Raw genomic sequence first — 20648 nt, 5'->3', positions numbered from 1 at the left:
GACGACGGACGGGAGGACGCCCTCCGTGCTCAGCGGATCTGGGAGATCTCGAACACGGCGGGGTCCCCGCCGACGCGCGCTCCCGCCTCGAGCGCGTCGAGATCCGCGACCTCGTCCTCGGTCAGGTCGAAGCCGAAGACGTTGAGGTTCGTCCGCATCCGCCCGGGGTCGGCGGACTTGGGGATGACGATGTTGCCGCGCTGCAGGTGCCACCGCAGGACGACCTGCGCCGGCGTCACCCCGTGCTGCTCCGCGATCGCCACGATCGTCCCGTGCCGGAGGGCTGCACCCTGCCCGAGCGGTGAGTAGGCCTCGATCGCGATGCCCTTCGACCGGGCGTACTCGACCAACTCGCGCTGCTGAAACGACGGATGGATCTCGATCTGATCGACCGCCGGCACGATCTCGGTCTCGTCCAGTAGCCGCTCGAGGTGCGGGACGAGGAAGTTCGAGACCCCGATCGCGCGCACCGCGCCGTCGCGGTACAGCTGCTCCATCGCCTTCCAACTCGCCACGTAGGCGTCCCGCGCCGGAGACGGCCAGTGGATGAGGTAGAGATCCACGAAGTCGAGGCCGAGGCGCTCGATGCTCGCAGCGAACGCTCGGCGCGTGCTGTCGGCGCCCTGCTCGCCGTTGCGGAGCTTGGTGGTGACGAATACCTGCTCGCGAGGGACACCGCTCGCGCGGATCCCCGCACCGACACCGCTCTCGTTGTTGTAGGCGGCTGCCGTGTCGATGTGACGGTACCCGGCCTCGAGCGCCGCCTCGACCGCCTCCTGTGCGCCGTCGGGGGGTATCTGGAACACGCCGTACCCGACCTGGGGCACGTCGACGCCGTTGTTCAGGGCGATGGTCGGAACGGTCATGCGCGCCTCCAGGGTCGGCAGAACGGGTGCGTCGTCATCGCGGGCTCAGGACGAGCAGCGATACGGACTCGAGCGGGAGTTCGATCGTGATCCTCGCTGCGCCGTCCGCGACGTCGAGGGACCGCTCGTCCTCGAGGCGCTCGAGACCCATCCGCGCGTGGATCGCGGACAGCTGCTCCTCAGTGGGGTCCTGGGGCGAACCGAGCTCCTTCCAGACCGTGTGGGCGTTGCTGTGTTCGGCGTCGATCCGGAAGTGCTCCAGACGGTACTCGGACGCGGCCAGGCCGGAGACGTCCACCGTGACCGAGGCCGCGACGTCATCGGACTGGTACTGGTCGTCGGTGTGTCGGTACACGAGCACGGCGACCTCGCCGTCATCGGCGCGTGTGGCCAGGACGTCCACCTCTTCCGGGGGGCTCGCAGGAGCCGTGGTGTCGAGCTCCCTCACGTCCCAGGCTGCGTCCGACGCGGCGGCGATCCGGGTCCCACCCAGCTTCGCGAAGAGGCGGTAGGCGTTGAGGAACGGCTTCTCGACTTCCCCGGCCGTCATGAGCGCACGCGTTCCCTCGAAGTAGCGCTCACCCTCGAAGTAGAAGCTCCAGGTGGTGGCCTCGCGGACCGAGGCCACCTCGGTCTCGTTGAGGTCGAGGATCTTCTTCATGAGGTTGGCTTGGAACACGGGGTAGTACTCCGTGTTCTGGAACCCGAAGTTCGAGTTGTCGTAGACGCCCCAGTGCGCGGGCACACCCGCGTCGCACTCGTCCACGATCGCGGGTACGTCGGCGTACCGCGGGAACTCCGCCATGACGCGCAGGAGGCTCCGGATCTCGAACAACATCTTGGTCGTCATCGGCGACTCCTTGACCGGCGCTTCACCGCCCGTCGGACCGTACGTCCGCCAGGGGGTGAAGTGCGACCCCTTGGTGTGGAACGAGACGAAGTCGATCGGGAGGTCCCGCTCGTCCGCGTAGGCCAGGAACTGCCGCATGAAGCCGGTCCCGTCCGGTCCCCCGGTGACGGTGGGGCCTCCGACCTTCGCAGTCGGCAGCACACGGCGGACGGCTGCCGCGGTCACCTCGTACAGACGGTCGAACTCCTCGGGCGTACCGCGCCAGTAGAAGATGTCGGGCTCGTTCCAGAGTTCCCAGAGCCAGGTCGACACCTCGTCCTCGCCGTACCGCTCGAGGACGTGTTCAGCGAGGGCGGTCACGAGTCCGGCCCACTTGTCGTAGTCCTTGGGCGGGTACCCCCACTGCCCGGCTTCGTACGCGCTGTACACGGTGGGACTCTCGGTGAGCGTGAGCTCGGTGTGGGCGTGGTCGGGCACCAGGTCGCGCGGCGTGAACCCGAGCTCCACCAACACGTGATGGCCAGCCTCCACGATGGCGTCGTAGGTCTGGTCGGCGATCGTGAAGTCGTAGAACGGGGTGCCGGTCTCGTCCTCGTGGTAGACGTTGCCGCTGCCCTGGTGTGGGAGACCGAATCCGGTTCCGCTGATGAAGATGTAGTGGGGTCGTACGTGGAACGCGGTCGGCGAGAAGTCGCCGATGGTCCGCAGCAGGCGCTTGCCCGTCGGTGTGTAAGTCCAGTTGATCTCGTCGTACCCGAGGCTGGCCCAGATCGGCGTGATCGCGGTGCCTGTGCTGGCAGCGTCGACCCTGACTGTCGCGCTGCGCACGTGTGGCGCTGCTGGGTCGTGGCCACCGGCAGTTGGAAAGACGGTGCTGACGGCGATGCCGGGGTTCTTGGCGTTCTGCTGGCCGGTGCCCTGCTCGGTGTCGGTCGTGGACGTCATTGTCGAACCTTTCGTGGTGCTGTTGATGTTCGGAGGAGGGAGGAGCTACTTGAGGCTGCCGATCGCCAACCCGCCCTACCAGTACCGCTGCATGGTCAGGAACGCGATGATCAGCGGGATGACGGAGATGAAGGAACCGACGACGATGATGCTCCAGAGCGAGTCGGTCCCCGTTCCGCTGTTGGCCGAGGCGAGGCCGTTCCACAGCCCCAGGCCCACGGTCACGGGGTAGAGCTTGTTGTTCGACAGCACCGCGAGCGGGAGGAAGTAGTTGTTCCAGGTGGCCACGATCGAGAGCAGCAGCACCGTGACGATCGCCGGGCGCATCAGCGGGAGCGCCACCTGGAAGAACGTCCGGAGTTCTCCCGCGCCGTCGATACGCGCAGCCTCGAGCATCTCGTCCGGGACGGCGTCCGCGGCGTAGACCCGCATCAGGTACACGCCGAACGGGTTGAGCAGCGACGGCAGGATCACTGCCCAGATCGTGTCGGTGAGGTTGATCTGCGAGAAGAGCACGAACGTCGGGATCACGAGCGCCGTGAGCGGCACCATCACGGAACCGAGCAGGATCGCGAAGCTGAGGTTGCGCCCTCGGAAGTCGAACTTGGCGAATCCGTAGCCCGCGAGGATCGCGAGGACGGTCGACCCCACGCCACCGCTGAGTGCGTACAGGAACGAGTTCCCGAGCCATCGGAGGTAGATGCCGTGGCTGTAGCTGAAGAGCATGCCGATGTTCTGGAACAGCGCGAAGGTCTTGTCGAACCACAGCGCGCCGGCGGACGGGTTGAACAGTCCGTGCGCGTCCTTGGTGCTGGCGACGAACAGCCACCAGATGGGGAGCAGGAAGTACACGACGAGGACCACGAGGAACACGTGGGCCGCGACGTTCCTCGGCTTCTTCGCGCCTCGGCCCTTGCTCGACGGCGCCGAGGCCCGGTTCGACGTCTTCGCTCGCGCGGGTGCGGTCGTTGCCATCAGAGGAAACTCCCCTTCTTACGGGTCAGGAACAGGAAGATGTAGACCCCGATGAACACGATGATCCCCAGGGCGAACGAGACCGCCGACGCGTAGTTGATCTGGGAGAACTTGAACGCCAGGTTGTAGGCGTAGATGTTCGGCGTGAACGCCGGTCCGATCGAGCCGTTCGCCTGCGGCGTGAGCACGGTGGGCTCGGTGAAGAACTGGAGCGTGCCGATGAGCGCGAACACGAGGATCAGCACGAGCGCCGATGTGACGAGCGGGACCTTGACCCGCAACGCGATCTGACGCGCGCTCGCCCCGTCGAGCCGAGCCGCCTCGTACAGGCTGGGGTCGATGCCCTGGAGTGCCGCGTAGATGATGATCATGTAGTAGCCGACCCACTGCCAGACCACCACGTTGAGCAGGCCGCCGAAGATGTTGTGCGAGCTCAAGAGGTTGGGCGCCGACGTGTGGAACAGCGCGAACAGGTCGCTCAACGGCCCGAAGCTCGGGCTGTACAGGAAGCCCCACATGAGGGCGCCGACCACGGCGGGGATCGCGTACGGGACGAAGATCATCAGCCGTGAGAACCGAGCCAGTTTGGTCGTGAGCGTGTCGAGCACCAGCGCAGCGGCGAGTGAGATCGCCATCTGGATGGGGATGAGCACGACCGAGAAGACGACGACGAAGACAGCTCCGCCCAGGAAGTCCGGGTCGGTGAAGGCCTTCACGTAGTTGCTCAATCCCGCGAAGCTGGTGCCGGCGACCAGGCTCTGGCTGAACAGGCTCTGGTAGAAGGCGTACCCGAGCGGGACGATCAGGAAGACGACGAAGACGACACCGAACGGTGCGATGAACAACCATCCGAGCCCTTGTCGCCTCCTCACTCCACCCCGCCGGGCACGCACGATCGTGTTTCTCTGTTTCGCTGGCGTCGTTGCCACCGAAGACTCAGCGCCACTCATTCGACTGTCCTCGTCTGTTCGTTGATGCCGGACACGGCGGCTCGCGCACCCGGTCCGATGGATCCCGATCCGGAGCTCTCGGGGATGTGGTGTCCGAGAGCTCCGGAAGGGTGGTACCGCTCGTCGCGGCGTTCTGCCGGCGGAGGCGCCAGCATGCATGGCGCGGAACGCGCTCTCGCCGGCGGGTGCGCCCCGACTACTTCTTCAAGGAGAAGTCCTGCGAGGTCGCGTACTTCGTGATGGTCGCCTGCAGCGAGTTCAGTGCCTTGCTGGTCGACGACCCGGAGTTGGTCTTGGTGAGCTGGGACTGCAGCTGCGTGTAGTAGTAGTTCTGGAACGGGCTGTAGACGGTGCCCTTGTAACCCTTGGCTGCGGGGATCCAGACGTCCCTGTTGGACTTCTGGCCGCCGAAGAAGGGGTCCGACGCGTTCACGAACCAATCCGCCTTCTGCGCCTTCAAGTGCATCGGGAAGTGTGCCCCGATCGTGGTCTGGTTCTCGTTCCCGAACAGCTTGATCGCAACCTCGGCGGCGAGCTTCGGGGTCTTGGACTGCGACGTCACTGCGTAGGTGGACCCGCCCCAGTTCACCTGCACCGACTTGTTGGCACTCCACTGCGGAAGCGGTGCCAGCCGCCAGGGAGCGTCATCACCGGTCGGGATGCCGAACGTACCGAGGTGGCCGGGCTCCCAAGAGGGGGCGATCATCGTGGCGAGTTGGTTCTTCGACAGTTTGGTCGTGAAGTCGGTGGTCTGCTGGCCGACGGTGGTGATGAGTCCCTTGTCGACGAGGTTCGACCAGTAGCGGAGCACCTTCTTGTTGGCCGCACTGTTGATCTTCACACCGAGCGCGGCCTTGTTCTTGATGTTGTAGCTGAAGCTCTGCTTCGCAGTCGAGCCGGCGGCTTGATTGAACATCGCCTGTGTGAACGCGGGGGTGTCGCTCGGCCAGTCGCCGAAGGCCGGTCCCCCCGCGGCCTTGAGCTTCTCCGCCGCCGACTGGTACTCCGCCCAGGTCTTCGGCACCGTGAGGTCGTACTTGTCGAAGATCTGCTTGTTGTACATCATGGCAACCGGCCCGCCGTCGTCCGGGATCGCGTAGATGTCGCCGTTCTGCGAGATGTCCTTCAGGGTTCCGGCCGAGAACTGGCGCTTCACCTTGTTCGCCCCGTACTTGCTGAGATCGACGAGCGCGTTCTTGATCTCGAAGCTCGGCAACTGCTCGGTCTCGAGCATGATGACGTCAGGAGCGCCCTTCTTCGCCGCGATGGCCGTCGAGAACTTGTCGTACTCGGCGGAGCCCGCACCGGCATTCGTCCAGCAGATCTGCACGTCCTTGTGCGCCTTGTTGAACTGGTCGACCGCGACGGACGCGGTCGGTGACCAGGCCCACAGGGTGACCACCGGCGCCGCGGGATCCACGATCTTGTTGGCGCAGGAGCGACCGGCGGCATTCGCCGGACCCGAGAAGCCCAGGGCGCTCACCGCGACGAGGCCAGCCGCTGCCAGCACCGCCAGGAACGATTTCTTGTGCACTGTGATTCCCTTTCGGTTGTAGCTCGTCGACGTCGTCGTCAGCCACACGTCATCTCGATCGTGGGAGGTCGACCGAGGCGGAACCACGAGATGGCCAGGGAACCGTTGGCACGACAGCGGGGTGTCGGTCATCCTTGACCTTCCTGTTTGGGCGGTCCCGCCTGGGACTCCCTCTGCACGGCGCGGAGCGCGCCGAAAAATGGCACGTCGGGCACGCCACGAGATGATCGTCGCGGTCCCGGTGGTCACTTCTGCGTGTCCTGGTGGGCGACGAGCTACGGTCAATCTAGCGGCCGAATGCTGACTGTCAAGGGTTTATTGTTTACAATCTCGATTCGAAGGAGGCCCGGATGACGTTTCCAGGGCTCAACGCCCCCGTCGCGCAGCCCGCGCTCTCGCAGAGCGTCGTGGACGTGCTCCGCGACATGATCAGCCGCGGTGACCTCGTCCAGGGGCAACACCTCAAGGAGACGGAGATCGCGGTGGCACTCGGAGTCAGCCGGGGTCCCGTGCGCGAAGCGTTTTCCCAGCTGGCCAATGAGGGCTACGTCGAGCTCCGTCGACACCGAGGCGCATTCGTCGTGACGCTCACGCGGCAGGACATCGACGAGGTGTACTCGCTCCGACTCGCGCTCGAACGGCTGGCGATCGAGCGAGCCGCCACCCGTATGACGCCCGCACGCTTCGCCGCGATGGATGTGATCCTCGATCGGATGCAGCAGGTGACGGCGGACTACAGCCCGACCGAGGCGGTCGAACTCGACTTGGCGTTCCACGATCTCCTCTACGAAGCCGCCGAGCACCAGCGCCTCAAGCGCTCGTGGGAGTTCATCCGGAGTCAGGTCGAGTTCTTCCTCCAGGCCCGGAACACGTCCCATCGCGACTTCCTGGAAGTCGGTCACGATGAGCACAAGGCCGTTCGCGACGTCCTCGCGACCGGTGACCCCGCACGAGCTGCTGCAGCCATCGAGCAGCACCTGCTTGGTGCGTACGGGATGCTCCTCGAAGACCATCCCGAGAACGAGTCATGACCATGCGACGCCCGGACCACGTCGCTAGGATCCCGATCACCACGTCCGGTCCAACGAAGGAGCGAGTGTCGTGACGCGTCTGTGGAACCAGCCCACCCAGTTCGTCGACGAGATGATCGAGGGCTTCGTCCTCGCGAACGGCGATCGAGTTCGCCAGGTCCGAGGCGGTGTCACCCGATCCACGAGGAGCCCGGACCCCGAGGTCGCCGTGGTCATCGGCGGCGGTTCGGGTCACTGGCCGGCGTTCGGCGGTCTCGTCGGTCCGGGGCTCGCGCACGGTGCGGCGATGGGCAACCTGTTCGCGTCGCCGTCGTCGATCCAGGTCGAGTCGGTGATCCGCGCGAGCGAGCATGGCCGGGGCGCCCTGCTCAGCTACGGCAACTACGCCGGCGACGTCCTCAACTTCACGGCAGCGCAGGACGCGGTCCGGGCGGACGGCATCGACTGCCGCACGGTCCTCGTGACGGACGACATCTTCAGCGCGTCGAGCGACGAGCGCGGCAAGCGTCGCGGCATCGCGGGCGACCTCACGGTGTTCAAGGTGGCCGGGGCCGCCGCTGCCGAGGGCATGGACCTCGACGACGTCGAGCGCGTGGCGGTGCTGGCAAACGAGCGGACGCGGTCGATGGGCGTCGCGTTCAGCGGCTGCACGCTGCCCGGCGCCGACGAACCCCTGTTCGACGTCCCCGAGGGACGCATGGCGATCGGGCTCGGCATCCACGGCGAGCCCGGCATCGACGAGACCGACATCCCCAGCGCCGAGGGGCTCGCCGAGCTGTTCGTCGAGCGACTCCTCGCCGAGGCGGAGATCCCCGAGGGCGTCGACCTCGACGGCGCGCGGGTGGTCCCGATCCTCAACGGGCTCGGGTCGGTCAAGGTCGAGGAGCTGTTCGTCGTCTACCGCTCGATCGCCGGGCTGCTGCAGGACCGCGGACTCACCGTGGTCGACCCGCAGGTGGGCGAGTTCTGCACGAGCTTCGACATGGCCGGTGCGTCCCTGACCCTGCTCTGGCTCGACGACGAGCTCGAGCGCCTGTGGACCGCGCCCGCCGACACCCCGGCGTTCCGTCGCGGCAGCGTCCAGCAGGACCTCGTGAGCGCCGGACCGACGGCCGCGGAGGCCGACACGGAGGACGCGATCCGGCCCTCCAGTGCGGAGTCCCGCGAGTCCGCGGCACACATCGTCGACCTGCTCCGCACGGTCGCGACGACGGTCCAGGACAACGTCGACGACTGGGGTCGCCTCGACTCGATCGCCGGCGACGGCGACCACGGCATCGGCATGCAGCGCGGCGCGAGCGCGGCACTCGACGCCGCGACCGCCGCTCTGGAGGCCCAGGGCGGCGCCGCCACGGTCCTCCACCGGGCGAGCGCGGGCTGGGCCGACCGCGCGGGCGGCACCTCGGGCGCGCTGTGGGGCGTGCTGCTGCGGACCCTCGCGAGCGAGCTCGACGACGAGACGCAGCCGACCGCCACCGCCGTCGCGACCGGTGTCGCCCAGGGCCGGGAGGCCGTGCAGTCGGTGGGCGGAGCGGCCGTCGGTGACAAGACGATGGTGGACGCGCTCGTGCCGTTCGCCGACACGCTCACCGCGCGGGTCGAGGCGGGCGACGACCTGGCGACCGCGTGGGCGGCCGCCGCCTCCGCTGCCGAGGAGGGTGCGGCGTCGACCGCGGACCTCGTGCCGCACCTCGGGCGCGCGAAGACGCACGGCGACAAGGCCGTCGGCTCCCCCGACCCAGGCGCCGTGTCGTTCGCGGCGATCGTCGGCGCCGTTGGCGACGCACTCGCAGATGGCACGGACGACGACGGAGTACACCGGGACCCCGGAGCGACAGACCGTCGCGAGGAAGGAGCCACGCGATGACCCAGTGGCGATTGGTGATCGGCTCGGACGACGCCGGGTACGACTACAAGGAAGCGATCCGCAAGGACCTCGAGTCGAGCGACCTCGTGGCCTCGGTGGTCGACGTCGGTGTGGACGCCGACGGGCACACGAACTACCCGACCGTGGCGACCGCCGCGGCGGAGATCGTCGCCCGCGGGGACGCCGACCGGGCGATCCTGTTCTGCGGCACCGGCCTCGGCGTCGCGATCTCGGCGAACAAGGTGCCGGGCATCCGGGCCGTGACCGCGCATGACTCCTACTCGGTCGAGCGGTCGATCCTGTCGAACGACGCGCAGGTGCTCTGCATGGGGCAGCGCGTCATCGGCCTCGAGCTCGCCCGCCGCAACGTGCGGGAGTGGCTGACGTACGAGTTCGACAGCTCGAGCGCGTCGAACGACAAGGTCGAGGAGATCCGGGCGTACGAAGCGGCGCACTGAGTACGAGGGCTGACGCGCTCACGCCCGCAGGGGGTCGGGTGCTCAGCGCCCCGGCGAGCGTCGACCCGACGGCGGTGCTGCCGAAGATGACGAGCCGGGCGACGGTGAGGCCGCGGACCGGTCCCTCTCCGCGGGAACGACCACACAGCGTGGTCGAGCACGATGACCGCCGTGGTCCATGCGACCCGTAGCTGACTGATGCTCCCCTATGCTCGGCCCGTGTCCCTCGCGCGTCACGCGATCGCCGTGTCCGTCGTCACCGCCCTCGTGCTCGCAGCCCTGTTCGCCATCGCCCTGACCCAGCCCGACCGGCTCGACACGGCGCACTTGAGCGGCGATGTGTGCGCGGGATGGGCCGCGCGGAACGGGCCGCGCTCCATGACGGTGACGATCCCGGTACGCAACGACTCGTCCGTGCCCGTCCGCGTCATGGGCATGCGTGCGGGCGAGCAGACCGGCGCAGGGAAGGTGCGCTTCCGGGTGATCAGCGGCAAGCGCCTCTCGTTGAACACCTTCGGGCCCCTGCGGTCCTTCCGCCGTCAGGGCCACGTCCAGGATGCCGTCGCCGCGAACCTGCCAGCCCGGAGCTGGTCGACGGTCCTCGTGAGCATGACCGTGGCCCAGCACGCCCGCTCGGTTGCCATCGGCGACGTGCAGGTGTCGTACCGCGGACGACTCGGCACGGTTCGGACCGAGCACCTCGACACGCCGCTCGGCGTGCAGGCGCCCCGCACGAACGCGTGCGACCTGTCGGGGGTCAGCAGCTGACCGACCGTCCGCTCGACTACGGTGACCGCCCGCCGCCGCGGGACGTCACACGTCGAGGACCGCGGCGACCGCCTCGATCTCGACGAGCTGCCCGTCGTACCCGAGCACGGTGACGCCGAGCAGGGTGCTCGGGACGTCGTGCGCACCGAACGCGGCACGCACGACGTCCCAGGCGGCGATGAGGTCCGCCTGCCGCGACGACGCGACGAGGACCCGCGTGCTGATGACGTCCTCGATGCCGGCGCCTGCCGCGCGGAGCGCCGTCACCATGTTCTCGACGCACTTGGCAGCCTGTCCGGCGTGGTCCCCGAGCGCGACGGTCGCGCCGGTCTCGTCGACGGGACAGGCCCCCGCCAGGAACACCAGCCGCGCGTCGGCGGGAGCGGTCGCGGCGTAGGCGTAGTCGACACCCTGCGCGAGGCTCGCGGACCGGATGAGCGTCACGGTCTTCGGATCGGTCGTCTCGCTCACGCGACCATCCTCCTCGCTCCTCGTCAGCGTGGTCCGGCACCGGGCCTTCCGCTCGATCACCTGCACAGGACGAGGCGTGGGCCGCCGAGTAGTCAACGGCCGAGCGCCCGCTCCATCACCGCGATCGACTGCCTGGCCGCGTACTCGTCGCGCTCCGTCTGCGCGTCCTCGACCCGCAGGTGCACGACGCCCGTGTACCGGCTGGTGCTCACGCCGTCGCGTGGGGCGAGGTGCAGCACGACGCCCCATCCCTGCTCGGACTGTTCCCACGAGTGGTCCGGGGTGTGGAACGGCTCGATCGACAGCACCTCGGCCCGCTCCGCGAGGCGATGGCCCTCCGTGTCGGTCTCGGTGTCCCAGATCGCGATGCCCCGCGCGGAGAACGCGAGCTGGCACGGGAACGTGACGGAGAGACCGGGGTCCCACGCGGCGAGGTCGTCCTTCGTCGTCGGGGTCGCCAGCGCGCTGACGAAGGCGATCCCGGGATTCCGGGCGCTCAGCGCACCGCGCTCGTCCCTCCGGCGGAGTCGCACCAGACGCAGCGGGCCACCGGCCGCGCACGCGATGGTGGCGAGACCCCCGGCGCGCAGGGCGAGCGGGAACGCGTCCGAGTGGACGCCGTGGATGCGGACGAGCAGCACGACCGTCAGGACCGCGAACATGACGGCGAGCACGCTGAACACGATGGTCGACGGATGCCGCCGGGCCGTCACAGCGAGCGACGCCGACGTCGTGCGGTGCTCGCCCACCAGCATGTCGGACACGGGCTGACTCACTGCGCCGGAGGCGTGCTGCCGTCCATCGTGACCTTCCCGGCACCGGCGTCCCAGGTGTACGTGGCGTTCCCGCGGCCGGTCGGATCGGCGTCGGAGTCGTTGCCCTGCGGGTACGGGTAGGTCACGGCGATGCTCGTCGACGAGGTCCGCCGGACCGTGGGCTGGAACGCGTACTGCTCCTTCGTCGCGGTTCCGAGGTAGGTGCCGTCGTGGAACAGCAGGATCGCGTACGGGGAGCTCGCCGTGGAGCCGGAGACGGTCACGACCGACCACGACAGCGGCGCGCAGGGGTCGTACCCGGAGTAGTCGGCGCCCGCCGCGTCCCAGTGGGCCGTTCCCCGCAGGTTCACCGGGAGCGGGAGTGCCGCGATCCCCGTCGCGGCGGCAGCCCGCCCCGTCGCGGGTCCGCACGTGCTCGTCGCACTCGGGGTGCTCGTGGTGCTGGGCGAGGCGGGGGCGGCGGACGGTGTCGGGGTGCTGTGCGTGACCGTGCGCGCCGTGCTGCTCGGGTGTGGCGAGGTGGTCCCGCCCGCGCATCCGGCGAGCACCACGGTGAGCGCCGTGCCGAGGAGGACCAGACCCGAGGAACGTCGTGTGAGCATGCCTCCACATTGGCCCCGCTCGCCGAGCGCGTCCTGACCGTGCGCCGAAGCGCCAGGATGGAGTCCATGGACCCGAGCATCGCGATCGTCGGCCCGGGTGCGATCGGCACGACGGTGGCAGCAGCGCTCCACGAGGCCGGTCGGACCCCGCTGCTCGCCGGCCGGACGCCGCGGGAGCACCTCCGACTCCGGACCCCGGACGGCGCGGTCGTCGTCGTCCCCGGGCCGGTGCACACCGATCCGACGACGATGTCCGGACCCGTCGACGTCGTGTTCCTCGCCGTCAAGGCCACCCAGATCGAGGCCGCCGGGCCCTGGCTCCCCGCGCTGTGCCACGCAGACACGGTCGTGTGCGTGCTGCAGAACGGGGTGGAGCAGGAGGCGAGCGTCGGTCGGTGGGTCGCGGGCACGGTCCTCCCGGCCGTCGTGTGGTTCCCCGCCCAGGCCGAGCCGGACGGCACGGTGGCGCTGCGGCGACCGCCGCGCCTCACGCTCCCCGACGTGCCGGCGGCGCAGTCGGTGGTCGATGTCCTCAAGAGCACCCGGTGCGCGGTCGACGTCACCGAGGACTTCGTGACCGTCGCGTGGCGCAAGCTGCTCCACAACGCCGCCGCGGGGCTCATGGCGCTGAGCGGGCGGCGATCCGGGATGTTCCGACGCGAGGACGTCGCCCGGCTGACGCTCGACTACCTCGCCGAGTGCCTCGCCGTGGCACGGGCAGCGGGCGCCCGCCTCGGCGACGACGTCCCGCAGGAGGTCCTCGACGGTCTCCGCGCTCAGCCGGCGGACCTCGGGACCTCGATCCTCACCGACCGCGCCGCGGACCGCCCGCTCGAGTGGCGGATCCGGAACGAGGTCGTGGCACGGCTCGGCCGCATGCACGGCATCCCCACCCCGGTCAGCGACGTGGTCGTGCCGCTGCTCGCCGCCGCGAGCGACGGACCCGGCTGACCCGGGAGGCCCGGCGCGGACGGTCAGGCGGTCGGCACGGGGGCCAGGACATCCCTGAGCCGGAAGGCGCTGATGTCGTCATCGGTCCGACCATCGAGGGCGAGCTCCGCCAGGATCCGCCCGATCGTCGGCGTGAACTTGAACGCGTGGGCGGCCCCGAGCGCGACGAGCACGTCCGGGTGCTCCGGCAGCGCGTCGACCACGAACCGCCGGCCGGGGGTCAGCGTGTACTGGCAGGTGATGGTCCGGACGTCCTCGCCGCTGGCGGGCAGGAACCCGCGCATGAACGCCCGCAGCTGGTCCAGGAGCTCCTCCGAGTGCCGGAAGGTCCGCTCGTCGGGCGTCATGCGGTTGTCGGAGGCGTCTCGACCCGCCTTGACGGTCGGCTCCCCGTAGGTCGGGAACCCGTAGTAGCAGGGCTCGTCCTCCCAGATCCACACGGGGAGCCGGTCGTCGCCGAAGTCCTCGGGGCGGTCCGGCCCGAAGTACGTGACCTGCTCCTGCATCGTCACGAGCGGGACCTCGACACCGAGGGGCGCGATGAGCGCGTTCGTCCACGCGTCGGCGGCGACGACGACCTTCCGCGCTCGGACCGTCCCCGCGGTCGTCATGACGACGACTCCGTCGGGTTGGGGTCGGAGCTCCTCGACCCGTGTCCGGTCGCGGAGCACCGCTCCGTGCGACCGTGCCTGCATCTGGAGCGTGGCGACGGTGCGGGACGCGGGGACGATCCCGGTGTCGGGCGAGAACACGGTCTCGACTCCCGGGGGCAGGGTGAACTGCGGCCATCGGGCGGCGACCGCGTCCCGGTCCATGAGCTCGAACGGCAGGTCCTGCGCCGTGAGTGCCGCGGTGAAGGCCGTCACGGGGTACGGACTGCCCGGTGGCACGAACACGACGCCGCCGGTGGTGGTCACGAGGCGTTCGCCGCTGACGCGTTCCAGCTCGGCCCAGTCCCGGTACGCCGACTTCGCGAGCCGGACGTAGGCCTCGTCCCCGTACGAGGTGCGGAGGATCCTCGATGTGTCGTGGGAGGCACCGCGCACGTGACCGAACTCGAACTGTTCGAACAGGACCACCGTCGCACCCCGGAGTGCCAGGTGGTGGGCAGCGGCGCTGCCCAGCGCCCCGGCGCCCACGACGGCGACGTCGAACTCCTCCATCGCGGTCCGGTCAGTCGATCGGTGCGGGGCCGAGCTCGTCGAGCAGCTTCTGCAACGCCACGTACGCCCGGTTCCGGTACGCGACGAGTTCCGGCGTCCGGTCGGCCGGGACGTCGAGGTAGCCGGCGCCCGACTTCGTGCCGAACTTGCCCTCGGCCACGAGCGCGGCGAGCGACTCCGGGGTCGCGAACCGCTCCGGCCACCGGGTCTGGAGGGACGCGTAGCAGAACGCGTACACGTCCAGGCCCGCCATGTCGGCGATCGCGAACGGGCCGAACACGGGCAGCCGGAAGCCGAACGTGGTCCGGACGATGGTGTCGATGTCCTCGGGGCTCGCGATGCCCTCGGCGGCGATGTCCGCGGCCTCGGAGAACAGCGCGTACTGCAGGCGGTTGAGGACGAAGCCGACGCTGTCCTTGACCCGGGCGGTCTGCTTGCCGGTCGCGCGGACGATCGTCTCGGCGGTCGTGATCGCGGACTCGGTGGTGGTCTCGTGCGGGATGATCTCGACGCCGGGGATGAACGGCGCGGGGTTCGAGAAGTGCACCCCGAGGAACCGTTCGGGTCCCTCGACGGCCTCGGCGAGTGCGCTGATGCGGATGGTCGACGTGTTCGAGCCGATCACCGCCTCCCGGCTCGCGGCTGCGCTGATCCGCGCGAGGGTGGCGTGCTTGATCTCGATCTTCTCGGGCACGGCCTCCTCGATGAACTCGGCGTCGGCGACGGCGGCCTCGACGGACTCGGCGGGGTGGACGAGCGCGGCGATGCGCTCGACCGCGTCGGCGGGGAACAGCCCATCGGCGACGAACTGCCGGGCCTCGTCGAGCAGGCGTGTGTGGTTGCTCGCGGCGATCTCGGCGGAGACGTCGGCGAGGGCGACCTCGGCCCCGGACAGCGCGAGCATCTGCGCGATCCCGCCACCCATGTACCCGGATCCGACGACGGCGGCTCTGATCTGACTCATCGTGCGACCTCCTGGGGCAGCAGGGTGCGGATGTACCGGTGGTTGGTGGCGCAGACGCCGAGGCTGTCCCCGCCGTACTGCTCGGTCATGATGATGCCGCGGAACCCGACGTCCACGGCCTCGCGCAGGACCTGCCGGTAGTTGATGATGCCGGTCTCCATCGTCGAGGGGACGCTCGTCGCCCAGGAGCCGTCACCGGCCTCGTCGCGTGTGTAGTTCTTGACGTGCAGGTAGTTCGCGTACGGGAGGGTCGCGGAGAACACCTCGCGCCAGTCCTCGACCGGACGGTGCAGGCGGATGAGGTTCGCGACGTCGGGGTTGAGGCCGACGTTGTCGAGGCCCACCGCCTCCACGAACCGGACGGCGCTCTCGGCCGTGCCGAGGTACGTGTCCTCGTACATCTCGAGCGCGAGGGGCAGCCCGACGTCGGCGGCGTGCTTGCCGAGCTCGCGGATCGACCGGACGGCGCGGTCCCAGACCTCCGGGTCGTCGGGGTCCTTCGGCCCGGGCGCGGTCCAGAACCACAGGGCCTTGCGCTGGGCCTCGCTGAACGGCTGGTGGAGCCCCGTCGAGAACACCTGCATGCCCCACGCGGCCGCGGCGTCGATCGTGCGGTGCGCGTACGCGAGGTTCTCCTCCTCGTGCCCGGGCATGATGACGCTCCGGCGCTGCAGGTGCACGCTGGGGATCCCGATGCCGTGCTCCCTGGCGGTGGCGAGGAGCTCGTCACGCTTGCCGGGGTCGTAGTCGGCGGGGCGGATCCGGTCGTCGGCCATCTCGGCGAGCGTGAAGCCCACCCGCTCGATCTGGGCGAAGATGTCGTCCCACACCGCGATCGGGGCGTCGTGCAGCGTGGTGCCGTCGCGACCGACCGGTGGGAACCCGTGCAGACACACGCCGATCGGCCAGGTGTCGGCGGTCCAGGTGGCGGGGTCCCAGTCCTGCTCGGTTCCGGGTCGGTCTGGTCCTCGGGCCACGGTGCCTCCTCGCACATCGGCGTCATGGGCGACACCGGGGCCGACGTTACTCCGGTGGTGACCGCGGGGGTCCGGGCCCGGGCGTCTCGGCTGAGTTCGCGCGTGGTCGTCGTCGACGCGCGCGGGTGCGCGCGAAGTCGTCGTCGGCGCGCGCGGGTGCGCGCCGACGACGAGTGCGCGCGCCAGCGACAGCGCAGTTGTCGTCGGCGCGCGCACGTGCAGGGGCCGCGGCGGGTCGGCCGGGAGGGACGGTGCCAGCCCGCCCCGTCCCTCCCGGCCGCCAGGGGGTCAGGGCTGCACGAGCTCGAGGTCCTCGAGCACGCTCGGGTGCGTCGGGGTCCAGCCGAGCGCCCTGCGGGTGATCGCGCTCGAGGCCGGCTGGTCCGTCGCGAAGATCGGTCCGAACGGGCCGAAGGTCTCCTCGGGCACCTGCTCGACCGGAAGGCCGAGGCGCCGACCGATCACCCGGACGAGGTCGATCACGGCGTCACCCTCGTCGGCGACGGCGTGCCACGCGGACCCCGCCGGGGCGGACTCGAGCGCCAGCCGGAAGAGCACCGCGGCGTCGGCGGCGTGCACGGCGGGCCAGCGCTGGCTGCCGTCACCCGGGTAGCCCGCGACGCCGGTCCTCCTGGCGTTCTCGGTGAGGAGCCCGGCGAGCCCGCCCGTCCCGTTCGCGTGCACCGTGCGGGGCAGGCGGATCGCCGAGGACCGCACTCCCCGGTCGGCGTACCCGAGGATCGCGTTCACGGTGATGCCGCGCCCGCCGACGGGTCCGTCGGTCGGCAGCGGGTCCTCCTCGGTGGACGGGCGGCCCTCCGCCCACGGCGTCCCGGAGACGACGACGAGCGGACGGTCGCTGCCCAGGAGCGCGTCGGCCAGCGTGGTCATCGCCGCGGTCTCCTCGGCCATGCCCTGCTGCAGCGACTCGGTCGACCCGTAGTCGCGGCTGAACGCCAGGCTGATCACGCCGTCGACCTGCCCGGCAGCCGTGCGGAGGACGTCGAGGTCGGCGATGCTCCCCCGGATCGTGCTGGCGCCGGCCTGCTCGAGCGTGGTGGCCGAGGCCTCGGAGCGGGCGAGGGCGAGGACGGTGTGGCCGTTGGCGAGCATCTCGGCGACGACGGGCGTGCCGATCGTGCCGGTGCCGCCGGTGACGAAGACGTGCATGGGGACTCCTCCGGGTGATGAGACTGTTGTCCCATCACCGTAGCACCGTGATGGGACAACTGTCCCATCACGGACTCGGAGCCGTAGGATGAATGGCATGGCGCGATGGGAACCGGGAGCGCGGGACCGACTCGTCCTCGCGGCCGTCGACCTGTTCACCGAGCAGGGCTACGACGAGACGACAGTCGCGCAGATCGCCGAACGTGCCGGCGTCACCAAGAGCACCTTCTTCCGGTACTTCCCGGACAAGCGCGAACTCCTCGTCGCCGGGCAGGAGACCCTGAGCACCCTGCTCGCCGAGGGCATCGCCGCCGCTCCCGCCGACGCGTCCCCGCTCGAGGCCGTCGCAGCCGGGCTCGCACGCGCCTCGGACGAGATGGGGCCGATGAACCGCGACATCGGGCCTCGGCTCCGGGCCGCCGTCGCCGCGAGCGCGGAGCTGCAGGGACGGGACGCGCTGAAGAGCGTCGGGCTCGCCGTCGCCATGACGGACGCGCTCGTCGCCCGCGGTGTCCCGGCCGCCACCGCGCACCTCGCGGCCGAGATGGGTCTGCTCGCGTTCAAGCAGGGCTACAGCCGCTGGGTCGAGGGTCCCCGCGACGACGATGCCGGGCTCGCGCCGCACGCGCTCGCCGCGCTCGAGGACCTCCGGGCCGCGACGGCGTCACTCGGCTGACGCTGCGGCCCGCGCGCCGCATCTGCGCGCGCCAGCGACAACTGCGCTGTCGCCTGCGGGCGCACTTGTCGCCTGCGGGCGCCACTCGTACCGCGCGCCGCACGTGCGCACGCCGACGACGAGTGCGCATGCGGGCGCATGTCCCGTTGTCGTCGGCGAGCGCACCCCGCACCGGACGTCGGACGGGAGGGACGGCACCAGCCCGCACCGCGCCTCCCGGCCCGCGGGCGGTCGCCGCCGGCGGGCGGTCGCCCTACACGTCGGCGGCGGCGAGCTGCCCGCAGGCGCCGTCGATCTCCTTGCCGCGGGTGTCGCGGAGTGTCGTCGGGATGCCGGCGTCGTTGAGGCGCCGCACGAACTCGTCCGTCACGTCGCGCTCCGACGCCGTCCACACGGAGCCGGGCGTCGGGTTGAGCGGGATCGGGTTGACGTGGACCCAGCCGTGGCCGCGCTGGTTGAGCTTGTGCGCGAGCAGGTCGGCGCGCCAGGCGTGGTCGTTCATGTCCTTGATGAGCGCGTACTCGATCGACACCCGACGGCCCGTCTTCTGGAAGTAGCGGTACGCGGCGTCGATGGCCTCGTCGACCTTCCAGCGGGAGTTGACCGGGATCATCTCGTCGCGGAGCTCGTCGTCGGGCGCGTGCAGGGAGAGCGCGAACGTGAGGGGGATGCCCTCGTCGGCGAGCTTGTCGATCGCGGGCACGAGTCCGACCGTCGACACGGTGATGTGCCGGGCGCTCATGCCGAGGCCGTTCGGCTGCGGTGCGACCATGATGCGCACGGCGTCCATCACGCGCTTGTAGTTCGCGAGCGGCTCCCCCATGCCCATGAACACGATGTTCGTGACGCGCTCGGGGTCGGTTCGGTCCTGGCCGCCACGGGTCGGGGCACCCGCGAGCTCCCCCGCCGCCAGCGCCGCGTTCGCCCGGACGATCTGTTCGACGATCTCGGCGGTCGACATGTTGCGCGTCAAGCCGTTCTGCCCCGTGGCACAGAACGGGCAGTTCATCCCGCAGCCGGCCTGCGACGACACGCACAGCGTGATCCGGCCTGGGTACCGCATGAGCACCGACTCGACGAGCGCGCCGTCGTGCAGCTTCCACAGGAACTTGATCGTGTCGCCCTTGTCGGTCGTCAGGCGCCGGGCCTCGGTCAGGAGGGGCGGCAGCAGTCCGGCGACGAGCTCCTCGCGTCCGGCGGCGGGCAGGTCCGTCATCGCCGCCGGGTCCGAGGTGTAGTGCGTGAAGTAGTGCGTCATGAGCTGCTTCGCCCGGAAGCCCGGCAGGCCGAGCTCCTTGACGCGGGCGACGCGCTCCTCGGCCGACAGGTCCGCGAGGTGCACCGGCGGCTTGCCGCGCTTCGGCGACGCGAACTGCAGCAGCGGGCGGCCGGTCGGGTCGAGCTGCTGCTTCCAGCCCTCGGTCGTCGGACGGACCTGGGGGCGGGCGGCCTCCGTGCTCACGGTCGCGGGGCGGAGGCCGGGGGTGCGGAGGTCGGAGGGCATCGGGCGATTCTACGGGACCCCGGTCGTTTCCGACAGTCCGGGCGTCCTGCTGCCCCCGCCCCGGCCGGTCCGCCTGTTTCCGCCACCCCCGGCGTCGTCCGACAACGGCAAGGTCGGCTGATAGGCCCACGTCCGGTGCTTCCGCAACCACCGACGGTGTGGACGTCGAACGACAGCGGTTCCGTCGCCGGCCGACCCGTCGTCGACGCGGGAATCGCCGCGGGAACGCCCCGGATCAGCCCATTCCGCTGCCCGACGGACCGGCCGCAGGGACGTCATCCGGATGGACCTCGAACGCCTCGAACCGCTCGGCGGCCAGGACCGCATCGACCAGCGCCCGGGAGCCGCCGACGATCGTCGAGTCCCAGTCGATCTCCGACGCGACGACCCATGCTCGGTCCGCCGGCCAGATGAGTTGCGGCATCGGCCACCGAGTGGCGCCCCACACGCTCCGCCTCCACCCGATCCTGGCGTCGAAGCCCCAGTCGGGGTCGGCGAGCTCCGCGACGCTGCCCGTGAGCAGCACGTACTCTCGCCACGGCGCCTCGAGGAGTGGTCCGCCCTGGATCGCCGCCGACACCTCGGACGACACGTCGAGTTCGAACTGCTCGAGACGACCGGCCTCCGCCTCGCGCAGGTCCGCCGCCCGCTGCTCAGCCGAGGGCAGCTCTCCCAGATAGCCGACGCCGGCGAAACCGAAGTCCCGGTTCAGCGCGCCCCACCCGCTCCAGACCCCGACCGTCACCGCGTCCGGGGTCGTCGTCGCCGCGCGGAGCGACGACGTGAGCGCAGCCAGGAGGCGCGGCTCGAGTCCGCCCTGCACCGGCGGCTCGACGCTCCACCCGTCCGGCAGTTCGCGGCCGTGCTCGTCCTCGCCGTGTTCGTCCTCGCCGAGCAGCACGGTCGACGAGGTGAGCGGGGTCAGCGGCACCCTGAGGCGCCGCGCGACCTCGGACCAGGTCCACGGGTCGCGGGGATGCTCCGCCGGGTCGTCGTCCCGGTACTCGGTCCGGACGGCCCCCATGGGATGCAGGACCCGGGCGTAGGCCTCCCAACCGTCCCCGACGACACCGCCGACGCTCGCCCACCGGCCGAGCCGGGCCACCAACCACGCACCCCGCTCGACGTCCCCCGTCCACCGCATCGCGCC

20 protein-coding genes are annotated in these 20648 nt (G+C 70.2%); 6 read left to right on the top strand and 14 right to left on the bottom strand.

What is annotated here, in order from left to right:
- Window positions 1-29: 29 nt before the first annotated feature.
- The 5 genes from DEI93_RS05265 to DEI93_RS05245 all read right to left on the bottom strand — a co-directional run bounded on the left by DEI93_RS05265 (window position 30) and on the right by DEI93_RS05245 (window position 6120).
- Window positions 30-866 carry an aldo/keto reductase gene (locus DEI93_RS05265; RefSeq protein WP_111008488.1) on the bottom strand — a complete coding sequence of 279 codons (837 nt, stop codon included), beginning with the start codon at window positions 864-866 and terminating at the stop codon, window positions 30-32.
- Between the two features lie 34 nt (window positions 867-900).
- Window positions 901-2661: a GH39 family glycosyl hydrolase gene (locus DEI93_RS05260; protein ID WP_111119486.1), complete on the bottom strand. Its 1761-nt coding sequence runs from the start codon at window positions 2659-2661 to the stop codon at window positions 901-903.
- A 75-nt stretch (window positions 2662-2736) separates the two neighbouring features.
- Window positions 2737-3636 carry a carbohydrate ABC transporter permease gene (locus tag DEI93_RS05255; protein ID WP_111119487.1) on the bottom strand — a complete coding sequence of 300 codons (900 nt, stop codon included), beginning with the start codon at window positions 3634-3636 and terminating at the stop codon, window positions 2737-2739.
- Window positions 3636-4481 carry a carbohydrate ABC transporter permease gene (locus DEI93_RS05250; protein ID WP_258368376.1) on the bottom strand — a complete coding sequence of 282 codons (846 nt, stop codon included), beginning with the start codon at window positions 4479-4481 and terminating at the stop codon, window positions 3636-3638. Before DEI93_RS05250 ends, DEI93_RS05255 begins: the two co-directional genes overlap by 1 nt.
- 301 nt (window positions 4482-4782) lie before the next feature.
- On the bottom strand, window positions 4783-6120 hold the full coding sequence (locus DEI93_RS05245) for an ABC transporter substrate-binding protein (RefSeq protein WP_181435271.1): 1338 nt from the start codon (window positions 6118-6120) through the stop codon (window positions 4783-4785).
- Between the two features lie 350 nt (window positions 6121-6470).
- On the opposite strand from DEI93_RS05245, the gene DEI93_RS05240 reads away from it, so the two are divergent.
- The 4 genes from DEI93_RS05240 to DEI93_RS05225 all read left to right on the top strand — a co-directional run bounded on the left by DEI93_RS05240 (window position 6471) and on the right by DEI93_RS05225 (window position 10244).
- Window positions 6471-7151, top strand: a complete 681-nt coding sequence (locus DEI93_RS05240) for a GntR family transcriptional regulator (protein WP_111119489.1) — start codon at window positions 6471-6473, stop codon at window positions 7149-7151.
- 70 nt (window positions 7152-7221) lie between these two features.
- Window positions 7222-9018, top strand: a complete 1797-nt coding sequence (locus DEI93_RS05235) for a dihydroxyacetone kinase family protein (RefSeq protein WP_111119490.1) — start codon at window positions 7222-7224, stop codon at window positions 9016-9018.
- The gene (locus tag DEI93_RS05230) at window positions 9015-9476 is read left to right on the top strand and encodes a ribose-5-phosphate isomerase (protein ID WP_111119491.1); all 462 of its coding nucleotides are present in this window, start codon (window positions 9015-9017) and stop codon (window positions 9474-9476) included. Before DEI93_RS05235 ends, DEI93_RS05230 begins: the two co-directional genes overlap by 4 nt.
- Window positions 9477-9695: 219 nt before the next feature.
- Entirely contained in the window at window positions 9696-10244 is a 549-nt protein-coding gene (locus DEI93_RS05225) for a hypothetical protein (RefSeq protein ID WP_111119492.1), read from the top strand.
- A gap of 45 nt (window positions 10245-10289) precedes the next feature.
- Here the strand turns inward: DEI93_RS05225 and DEI93_RS05220 are convergent, their stop codons facing one another.
- The 3 genes from DEI93_RS05220 to DEI93_RS05210 all read right to left on the bottom strand — a co-directional run bounded on the left by DEI93_RS05220 (window position 10290) and on the right by DEI93_RS05210 (window position 12093).
- Window positions 10290-10715: a RidA family protein gene (locus DEI93_RS05220; RefSeq protein ID WP_258372202.1), complete on the bottom strand. Its 426-nt coding sequence runs from the start codon at window positions 10713-10715 to the stop codon at window positions 10290-10292.
- 92 nt (window positions 10716-10807) lie between these two features.
- Window positions 10808-11479, bottom strand: a complete 672-nt coding sequence (locus tag DEI93_RS05215) for a hypothetical protein (protein WP_258372203.1) — start codon at window positions 11477-11479, stop codon at window positions 10808-10810.
- An 8-nt stretch (window positions 11480-11487) separates the two neighbouring features.
- On the bottom strand, window positions 11488-12093 hold the full coding sequence (locus DEI93_RS05210; protein WP_111119494.1) for an LppP/LprE family lipoprotein: 606 nt from the start codon (window positions 12091-12093) through the stop codon (window positions 11488-11490).
- 66 nt (window positions 12094-12159) lie between these two features.
- On the opposite strand from DEI93_RS05210, the gene DEI93_RS05205 reads away from it, so the two are divergent.
- On the top strand, window positions 12160-13044 hold the full coding sequence (locus tag DEI93_RS05205) for an oxidoreductase (protein WP_258372204.1): 885 nt from the start codon (window positions 12160-12162) through the stop codon (window positions 13042-13044).
- Window positions 13045-13067: 23 nt separating this feature from the next.
- Here DEI93_RS05205 and solA read toward each other — a convergent pair whose 3' ends face one another.
- The 4 genes from solA to DEI93_RS05185 all read right to left on the bottom strand — a co-directional run bounded on the left by solA (window position 13068) and on the right by DEI93_RS05185 (window position 17318).
- On the bottom strand, window positions 13068-14207 hold the full coding sequence (gene solA / locus DEI93_RS05200) for an N-methyl-L-tryptophan oxidase (RefSeq protein WP_111119496.1): 1140 nt from the start codon (window positions 14205-14207) through the stop codon (window positions 13068-13070).
- Between the two features lie 10 nt (window positions 14208-14217).
- The gene (locus DEI93_RS05195; RefSeq protein WP_111035988.1) at window positions 14218-15171 is read right to left on the bottom strand and encodes a 3-hydroxyacyl-CoA dehydrogenase family protein; all 954 of its coding nucleotides are present in this window, start codon (window positions 15169-15171) and stop codon (window positions 14218-14220) included.
- A complete protein-coding gene (locus tag DEI93_RS05190; RefSeq protein ID WP_111119497.1) occupies window positions 15168-16148 on the bottom strand; it encodes a sugar phosphate isomerase/epimerase family protein in 981 nt (326 codons plus the stop codon). Before DEI93_RS05190 ends, DEI93_RS05195 begins: the two co-directional genes overlap by 4 nt.
- A gap of 288 nt (window positions 16149-16436) precedes the next feature.
- Window positions 16437-17318 (bottom strand): NAD-dependent epimerase/dehydratase family protein, encoded by an 882-nt coding sequence (locus DEI93_RS05185; protein WP_111119498.1) that lies wholly within the window; start codon window positions 17316-17318, stop codon window positions 16437-16439.
- A gap of 97 nt (window positions 17319-17415) precedes the next feature.
- Here DEI93_RS05185 and DEI93_RS05180 point away from each other — a divergent pair, with 97 nt between their 5' ends.
- Window positions 17416-17994: a TetR/AcrR family transcriptional regulator gene (locus tag DEI93_RS05180; RefSeq protein WP_111012765.1), complete on the top strand. Its 579-nt coding sequence runs from the start codon at window positions 17416-17418 to the stop codon at window positions 17992-17994.
- A 253-nt stretch (window positions 17995-18247) separates the two neighbouring features.
- Here the strand turns inward: DEI93_RS05180 and rlmN are convergent, their stop codons facing one another.
- Window positions 18248-19498, bottom strand: a complete 1251-nt coding sequence (rlmN, locus tag DEI93_RS05175) for a dual-specificity RNA methyltransferase RlmN (protein WP_111119499.1) — start codon at window positions 19496-19498, stop codon at window positions 18248-18250.
- Between the two features lie 235 nt (window positions 19499-19733).
- On the bottom strand, window positions 19734-20642 hold the full coding sequence (locus DEI93_RS05170; RefSeq protein WP_111119500.1) for a hypothetical protein: 909 nt from the start codon (window positions 20640-20642) through the stop codon (window positions 19734-19736).
- Window positions 20643-20648: the final 6 nt, after the last annotated feature.

It is taken from the genome of Curtobacterium sp. MCBD17_035 (assembly GCF_003234815.2).
Taxonomy (GTDB): domain Bacteria; phylum Actinomycetota; class Actinomycetes; order Actinomycetales; family Microbacteriaceae; genus Curtobacterium.
Note: the sequence above shows the minus strand (reverse complement) of the source record. Positions and strands in the feature narration are given on the sequence as shown.

Coding starts and splice junctions, on each gene's coding strand:
- DEI93_RS05195 (WP_111035988.1), bottom strand. CDS start 15,171: ATGAGTCAGATCAGAGCCGCCGTCGTCGGATCCGGGTACATGGGTGGC.
- DEI93_RS05185 (WP_111119498.1), bottom strand. CDS start 17,318: ATGCACGTCTTCGTCACCGGCGGCACCGGCACGATCGGCACGCCCGTC.
- DEI93_RS05260 (WP_111119486.1), bottom strand. CDS start 2,661: ATGACGTCCACGACCGACACCGAGCAGGGCACCGGCCAGCAGAACGCC.
- DEI93_RS05205 (WP_258372204.1), top strand. CDS start 12,160: ATGGACCCGAGCATCGCGATCGTCGGCCCGGGTGCGATCGGCACGACG.
- DEI93_RS05170 (WP_111119500.1), bottom strand. CDS start 20,642: ATGCGGTGGACGGGGGACGTCGAGCGGGGTGCGTGGTTGGTGGCCCGG.
- DEI93_RS05265 (WP_111008488.1), bottom strand. CDS start 866: ATGACCGTTCCGACCATCGCCCTGAACAACGGCGTCGACGTGCCCCAG.
- DEI93_RS05240 (WP_111119489.1), top strand. CDS start 6,471: ATGACGTTTCCAGGGCTCAACGCCCCCGTCGCGCAGCCCGCGCTCTCG.
- DEI93_RS05230 (WP_111119491.1), top strand. CDS start 9,015: ATGACCCAGTGGCGATTGGTGATCGGCTCGGACGACGCCGGGTACGAC.
- DEI93_RS05210 (WP_111119494.1), bottom strand. CDS start 12,093: ATGCTCACACGACGTTCCTCGGGTCTGGTCCTCCTCGGCACGGCGCTC.
- DEI93_RS05255 (WP_111119487.1), bottom strand. CDS start 3,636: ATGGCAACGACCGCACCCGCGCGAGCGAAGACGTCGAACCGGGCCTCG.
- rlmN (WP_111119499.1), bottom strand. CDS start 19,498: ATGCCCTCCGACCTCCGCACCCCCGGCCTCCGCCCCGCGACCGTGAGC.
- DEI93_RS05180 (WP_111012765.1), top strand. CDS start 17,416: ATGGCGCGATGGGAACCGGGAGCGCGGGACCGACTCGTCCTCGCGGCC.
- solA (WP_111119496.1), bottom strand. CDS start 14,207: ATGGAGGAGTTCGACGTCGCCGTCGTGGGCGCCGGGGCGCTGGGCAGC.